Origin of the sequence: Lacticaseibacillus salsurae (assembly GCF_045862175.1) — a bacterium.
Taxonomy (GTDB): domain Bacteria; phylum Bacillota; class Bacilli; order Lactobacillales; family Lactobacillaceae; genus Lacticaseibacillus; species Lacticaseibacillus salsurae.
In genome coordinates, this window is sequence record NZ_BAAFZI010000081.1 from 1 (window position 1) to 6,523 (window position 6,523).

The 6,523-nt window shown below is 47.2% G+C and carries 5 protein-coding genes and 1 pseudogene; 2 read left to right on the forward strand and 4 right to left on the reverse strand.

Going from position 1 to position 6,523, the window contains the following annotated elements; all coding sequences use genetic code 11:
- On the reverse strand, positions 1 to 341 hold a 341-nt coding region (locus ACKTSG_RS13280; protein ID WP_407895433.1), incomplete at its 3' end, for a hypothetical protein.
- Positions 342 to 570: 229 nt separating this feature from the next.
- Between ACKTSG_RS13280 and ACKTSG_RS13285 the strand changes: the two genes are divergently transcribed.
- Positions 571 to 1,740, forward strand: a complete 1,170-nt coding sequence (locus ACKTSG_RS13285) for a hypothetical protein (protein WP_407895435.1) — start codon at positions 571 to 573, stop codon at positions 1,738 to 1,740.
- A gap of 51 nt (positions 1,741 to 1,791) precedes the next feature.
- On the opposite strand, the pseudogene ACKTSG_RS13290 reads toward ACKTSG_RS13285, so the two are convergent.
- The 3 genes and pseudogenes from ACKTSG_RS13290 to istA all read right to left on the reverse strand — a co-directional run.
- Positions 1,792 to 2,631: pseudogene (locus ACKTSG_RS13290) on the reverse strand (aldo/keto reductase); the annotation flags it as partial.
- Between the two features lie 62 nt (positions 2,632 to 2,693).
- Positions 2,694 to 3,428: an IS21-like element helper ATPase IstB gene (gene istB / locus ACKTSG_RS13295; protein WP_407895437.1), complete on the reverse strand. Its 735-nt coding sequence runs from the start codon at positions 3,426 to 3,428 to the stop codon at positions 2,694 to 2,696.
- Between the two features lie 11 nt (positions 3,429 to 3,439).
- A complete protein-coding gene (gene istA / locus ACKTSG_RS13300) occupies positions 3,440 to 4,678 on the reverse strand; it encodes an IS21 family transposase (protein ID WP_407895439.1) in 1,239 nt (412 codons plus the stop codon).
- A 121-nt stretch (positions 4,679 to 4,799) separates the two neighbouring features.
- On the opposite strand from istA, the gene ACKTSG_RS13305 reads away from it, so the two are divergent.
- Entirely contained in the window at positions 4,800 to 6,335 is a 1,536-nt protein-coding gene (locus ACKTSG_RS13305; protein ID WP_152164631.1) for an IS3 family transposase, read from the forward strand.
- The last annotated feature ends 188 nt before the right edge of the window (positions 6,336 to 6,523 follow it).

Sequence of the window (6,523 nt, forward strand, 5' to 3'; positions counted from 1 at the left end):
GTGGCCGGAATATAATGCAGGATTGGAATTGAGAAATCGTCAAAGCGCAAAAAAAATCGGCGGAAAAGAGGCAAATTCCGCCGGATTATTTTGAATATTGGCCGCCGGAATAGCGTGCCGCGCGACAGCTTGGCAACTCGCGCTTGCTCAACTGCATCAAGATGGCTTTGATACGCACCCAGCCCGATTAATAGCAGCAAACTCAACACAGCTCCGCCACCTAACACATAAAGCGAACGCTTAATCGGTTTCTTGGTGACAAATGATACAATCATCAGCACGAAGCCAGAAATAAATGCTAATACAGAAATTGCTAGTAAAATTACAAGAAAAATAATCACGTTAGACTCCCTTAACCCCTATTTTTTTGCGCTAAACAGTGCTATAAAAATATAACATATATTTCATGTCGAGAATACTAGTAGTTACCGTATAAGATTATTTTCATTGAATAATTCATTACTGGTTGCGACAAGTTCTCTCTACTAGGAGAAAACTTGTCGTTCCAAAGTATCAAACGCCCCTTTTCTTGCGTATTTATATCATGAACGCAAAAAAGGAGGCGCGCTTATGTCTGATCTCACTGATGTCGTGGCTGCATATGCCACTGATTTGATCGATCTGCTACCAGTCGCCACGTTGAAAGACTTTCTGCATTGGTATCAACGCAACGCTGATGCTGAGTTTCAACTCCCGCCAACAAAAGCCAAACGCGCGTTGTTTGCTGAAGTGGCGTTGATCTTGGTGAAAACCGACCCGGCAATATTGCTGAAATTCTTCGAACATCAACCAGAAGCGGTTCCCGAACTTGTTGCCAACCGTTGGCCATTTTCAATGAGCTATGAACAGCGCCACTTACTGACTGAAACTGGTCATTTGCCAGTTGCGTCAACGCGGCAAGCACATTTGTATGGCAACGATGTGCTGGTGCCGGCGTATTCGGCTTTAGACGTATTTCAGTTGCAGCTGTTAGGTGCAGACGGCCGCAAAGCTTTGTTGGCCCAAGCGCGACAAGAAGCAAAATCGTTGCCAGCTTATCAAGAAGCGCAAACCCGCCGCCAGCAACAGCAGCTGGCCCACCGTGTCCAGCGCGACAACTTACGCACGGCCTTTTGGCAAAGTGTCGAAGCCTTGCGTCAAAAAGTCCCGCCAGCTCAGCAGCCTTTATTTCTGTTGGCCTTTTGGACACAACAGATCAACCACGTGCAAAAATACTGGCAGTTGCATACGACTGAAAAAAGTCACAGCTTGGCGGATTACTACCATCTTAAAGGCTTAGCGATCGCGGAATTTCTAGAAAGCCACGATCCGCATATCAGCCATGGCTTTTACCGGCCAAAACAAGCCGATCGCTATACCGTGGCATTGTGTGTTGAACACTTTGAAGCCTATCAGCTGGAAACTAACTACGACATTCCTGTGTATTTGTATTACCAACACCACCGCGCCGCCATCGATGTGTGCCCAATGTGCCAAGTCAGCATCACCAAAGATTACTACGCGCTGTATTTTACCCAAATCAGCAATGCGGACTTCACCTTTTCATTTCACACGCCATACCCTTTAGGCAACCAGCTTTATGGCGCAGTGAGCCAGTACCCACGGGTCCACCATCAACCCAACTTGGAAGGCAACTTCGCCTTTGGTCACCCGATGGATCGTGAATTGTTGCGCGCAGTTGGCGAAAAAAATATTCTCGATGAATTCCAACGCGCACGTTTTGCCTTCGCCGAGTTATAAAACCGACAAAAAAATCCCCAGGCTCACTTGGCCTGAGGATACATAAATCGCTTAAAACTGTGAAAACAGCGTTGAGATCTGACCATATTCAGCCGCCGACAAATGCACATCTTGGGCTTTGACATTGGCCAATACTTGTTGTGGCAACCGTGCGCCTGGAATGACTGTGGTGATTTGTGGATTTTGCAAATACCAAGCCAAAATGATCTGCGCCGTCGTGGCTTGATGCAACTCAGCCAAATGCTTCACCTGCGCCAACGCCTTCATGATCTGATCATATTGGGCTGGCGTGAACTGAGTGAATTTTCCTGCATCAGCGGAAGAATATTTTCCCGTCAACAAGCCTGACGCTAACGGGAAGTATGGCACAAAGTCAATGTTGTGCGCCGTTAAGTATGGCCAAAGCGTGGTTTCAAGTTGGCGATGGACCAAACTGTAATGGTCTTCTACCACATCCACAAACCCATCGAGATTCGCTTCTTTGATTTGATCCAACGAGAAATTCGACACCCCGATGGCCCGGATCTTGCCCGCTTGCTTGAGTTTTTGCAACGCCGCCACAGCAAGATTCTTCGGCGTGTCCGCATCCGGAAAATGAATATAGAAAATATCCAAGTAGTCTGTTTGCAAGCGTACCAACGCATCATCAACCGCTTGCGTCAAAAAGCTTGGCGTGTTGTTGGGCTTAAAATCACGCGCAGGATCTTGCGCCGCTTTGGTGGCGATCACCACTTTGCTGCGATCATAGTCTTTTAATACTTGCCCGATAATTTCTTCTGAGCGGCCTTTACCATACATAAACGCCGTATCCAGCAACGTGACGCCTGAATCCAACGCTTGGCGCACGACTGCTTCGCCGTCAGCATCGTTAAGGTTGGCAAACAAGTTATGCCTGTCAAGGGCGGTCTTGAAATGCAGGTTTATGGCGGTTTAAAAATGTAGGTTTTAGGCGGTCAACCAGCACCTTTCAGGCGGTATGATTTCCCCGTGATCTTCACCACATGTACATGGTGAACTAGACGGTCCAGGATTGCCGCAGTCACAGTTGGGTTCTGGAAGATTTCTACCCAGCCGGATAAGTCAGTGTTGCTGGTGATGATGGTTGAGTGTTTCTCATACCTTGCATTGACCAGCTGAAATAAGAGATTGGCTTCGTCGTGATCGATTGGCAGATACCCGATCTCGTCGACCACCAATAGGTCATAGCGCGCATATCGATTGATACTACGATCCAAGTCACCTTTCTCATATGCAGCACGAAGCTGGCTCAAAAGCTCATGGCAGTTGATAAACAGCGTGCGCTTGCCTTGCCGGCACGCCTCGATGCCGATGCTGATGGCCAAGTGGGTCTTACCCACCCCTGGGCTACCAATGAAGACAAGATTCTCTCGCTTCTCCATGAAGGCGAGGTCTTGGAAACCAAGGACTTCTTGCTTGTTGATGTTTGGCTGGAAATCAAAGTCAAACTCCTTAAGCGTCTTCGCTTGTGGAAAGTGTGCGCGGTGAATGATCCGTTCAACTTCTTGATCACTTTGCCAGTGTAATTCTGCTTCGGTGAGGTTTAGCATTGCGTCGGTAAACGATAGCTGCTGGGTGTTGATTTGGTCGATATAGTCAGGCAAATAAGCATGCATCTTGCCTAGGCCTAATGCATCCAGATTAGTCAGTAATTCTTGAAATTTCGTCATGGGCTGTGACCTCACACTTTGTCGTAATCGTTCAGATGTTCTTTGATGAAGCCCAGAATATCTTCAGGGTCTTTGCCTTTAAGCAGATCTGAACCCAGAATCTTCAGCTGGTCGTCCGTGTTGTAGTTAAATTGATGGGTCGTAATCTCGTGCGCGCGAATCATCTCTCCGTTATAATAGATTTGGATATGCTGCTCATCATTGGTCAACTCGATGCCAACGGTGCGACCAATGTAGCGCGGATCTACGGAGTACTTGCATTTGCGAAAGATCACCATCGATTCTTTGGAGACGACACGGGTAATGTCTTCTTCAAAGTATGGATCGAGAAGGTTATCTGGCAGCTCGTGCAGGTACTCCTTTTCTTCGTTCTCCCACTTGTAGATGGGTATCTCTTCGGTAGCTTGTGAGACCTCGTGGTTGAGGTCGTAACACAGTTCATCAACGATATTGACCAGATCCACTTCGTCGTAAAACTCATTGTTATAGACCCGCAGACGTTCCGTGGTACGGGCCAAGGCTTCGACAACACCTTTGGTTTGCGGACGGAAGACGCGACAGACAACCGGCTTGTAGCCGGCATCCTGACTGAACTGCTTGAAGCGCTCATTCAATACAACGCGCTGGCCGATGTCTGACTTGGCATGATCGACGACTTGCTTCATGTTGTCAAACCAGATCTCTTTGGGAATGCCACCAGTATGATGAAAAGCGTCGTCCAAACAGTTGAAGAGAGTGTCTTGGCTGCGTTCAAAGATCAACGTCAGGTACTTCAGCTTGGAATATGGCAATACATACAAGAAGATGTTGAACGTGAAGGCTTTGCCTTCGGTGTTATACAGTGTCATTTCTTCTTTCCAGTCAACCTGCGCTGAAAGCCCGGCGGTATGTTCGACTCTGATCGTCGCTTTATGTACTTGGTGTTTCTTGTACTTGGCACAATAGTCTCGCACAATCGAGTACTTGCCGGTGAAGCCGTGCTTCACAATGAATTTGTAGATGGCCATCGCTGAACACGGAATGTTTAGCTTCTCATCAATCTTTTCGCGAAATGGATCCAGTTTGCTTGGTCGCTTAGCTCTGGCCTCGGTGGGTTGGGGTAGTGAATCGCTGCTTCCTCGCTTAACCTCCTCGTATGCCCGCTTGACGGTGCGGTAATCACAGTTGTATTGCTCGGCTATAGCAGCGAAGTTGGGTTTCATATCCTCAATCATATATTTTCTAACTCCTTCTCGAATGTCCTGTCTCACATCGTTTTCCTCCTTGGTTACGATGTGATTCATGATATCAAAAAATGCAGGAAAACCGACAATTTCAAATCGCCATTTTGGGCGTGCGGACAAAAACCTGGACTTCGGGTATGATGTCATTATGTATTCAAAAGCAGACAAGAAAAGAGCTATCGAGCTCTACTACCAATATCATCATTCATGGAGTGCAGTAACCCGAGAATTAGGTTATCCGTCTTTGGGCGCCTTGAAACGGTGGATCAAAGACTATGAAGAAGATGCCAAAGCGACGCATACCGATACTCCTAGAAAACGAAAACCCAAGTACTCTGATACTCAGCGCCAGGCCGCAGTGGATCACTTTTTTGAGCACGGTCAGTTTATCACTAAGACAGTCAAGGCACTTGGATATCCCTCACGCCAACTTCTTCGCGAGTGGCTTCTTGAAGACCCACGTTGTGATGATACGTTGCGGAGTCGTACAGTTGTGAATAAGCCCGCCGCAACTGAAGAAGTTAAGGCCAAGGCTGTTGAGGCGCTTTATAAGCGAGAGGTTCCGGCCAGAGAAATCGCAGAGGACTTCGGGGTCAGCCGTGAAACACTTTATGGTTGGAAACGAGACGTACTTGGAGAAACCTTTCCGGCAAAGCAGGCGCCTAGTTTATCAGATGAAAGAAGTGCCGAGAAAATAGTTAACCCAGAAGTCTCAAGCCTCCAAGCTCGAATCAAAGAACTTGAGCTTCAAAATGATATCCTCCTCCAAGTGAACGCCCTTCTAAAAAAAGATCTGGGCATCGATCATCTAAATCTGACCAATCGAGAAAAGGTTCAGGTGATTGATGCCCTGCGTGACAAATACTCGCTCAATACGTTACTCAAGGCGCTTCAGCTGTCGAAGAGTAGCTACTTCTATCAACGTGACGCCATCGCTAAAGGCGATAAGTATGAGGCCATCCGTCCTCGTTTAAAAGTTATCTTTAAACAGAACTACGAGAGCTATGGATATCGCCGGATCAAGATGGAATTAGATGATGAGGGCATCCATCTTTCCGAAAAAGTGATCCGACGATTGATGAGTGAGGAAGGTCTGGAAGTCACCGTTACCCGGTGTCGCAAATACAGCTCGTATGCAGGAGAAATCACGCCGGCAGTCCCCAATATTCTTGATCGAGACTTTCAAGCTGAGGCTCCCAACCAGAAGCTCGTTACGGACATTACGGAGTTTTCTATCCAGGCGGGGAAGGTATACTTGTCTCCGCTAATTGATTGCTTTGACGGCCAAATCACGAGTTGGACAATTGGCACCAGTCCTAACGCCGAACTGGTTAACACAATGCTCAGCGCTGCGGCAGAGACCTTTACGCTCAACGAGAAACCTATTGTACATTCAGATCGAGGCGCGCATTATCGTTGGCCAGGCTGGATTGAGTTAATGAATGGATTCGGCTTCACACGTTCTATGTCGAAAAAAGCCAGCACCCCAGATAATGCTCAAGCGGAGAGCTTCTTCGGTCATCTAAAGACTGAGTTCTTTTACAACAGAAGTTGGCTAGGAAAATCTATTGATGATTTCACCAAAGAACTCGACCTGTATATCGAGTGGTATAACACAAAGCGAAGAAAAAAAGTTTTAGGAGGAAAGAGCCCGCAAGAATACCGTCAGAGCAAGGCCGCCTGAGGTTGAAAGTCCAGAAAAACGTCCGCACGCCCTTTCCTACATTTTATAGCCGCCATGTACATAGTGGCTGGTGAATTAGCCCTAACTTTCAGGCAAATCCACGATAACTTTGTAATCAATCTTCACCGCAGTCTTATTCTTTTTGGCAGTAATCGAAATTGGTCTACTTAAAACTGCGAGAAGATTTT

Bases quoted from the DNA above. Each gene is read 5' to 3' on its own strand.
- ACKTSG_RS13305 (WP_152164631.1), top strand. From the start codon at position 4,800: ATGTATTCAAAAGCAGACAAGAAAAGAGCTATCGAGCTCTACTACCAA.
- ACKTSG_RS13285 (WP_407895435.1), top strand. From the start codon at position 571: ATGTCTGATCTCACTGATGTCGTGGCTGCATATGCCACTGATTTGATC.
- istB (WP_407895437.1), bottom strand. From the start codon at position 3,428: ATGACGAAATTTCAAGAATTACTGACTAATCTGGATGCATTAGGCCTA.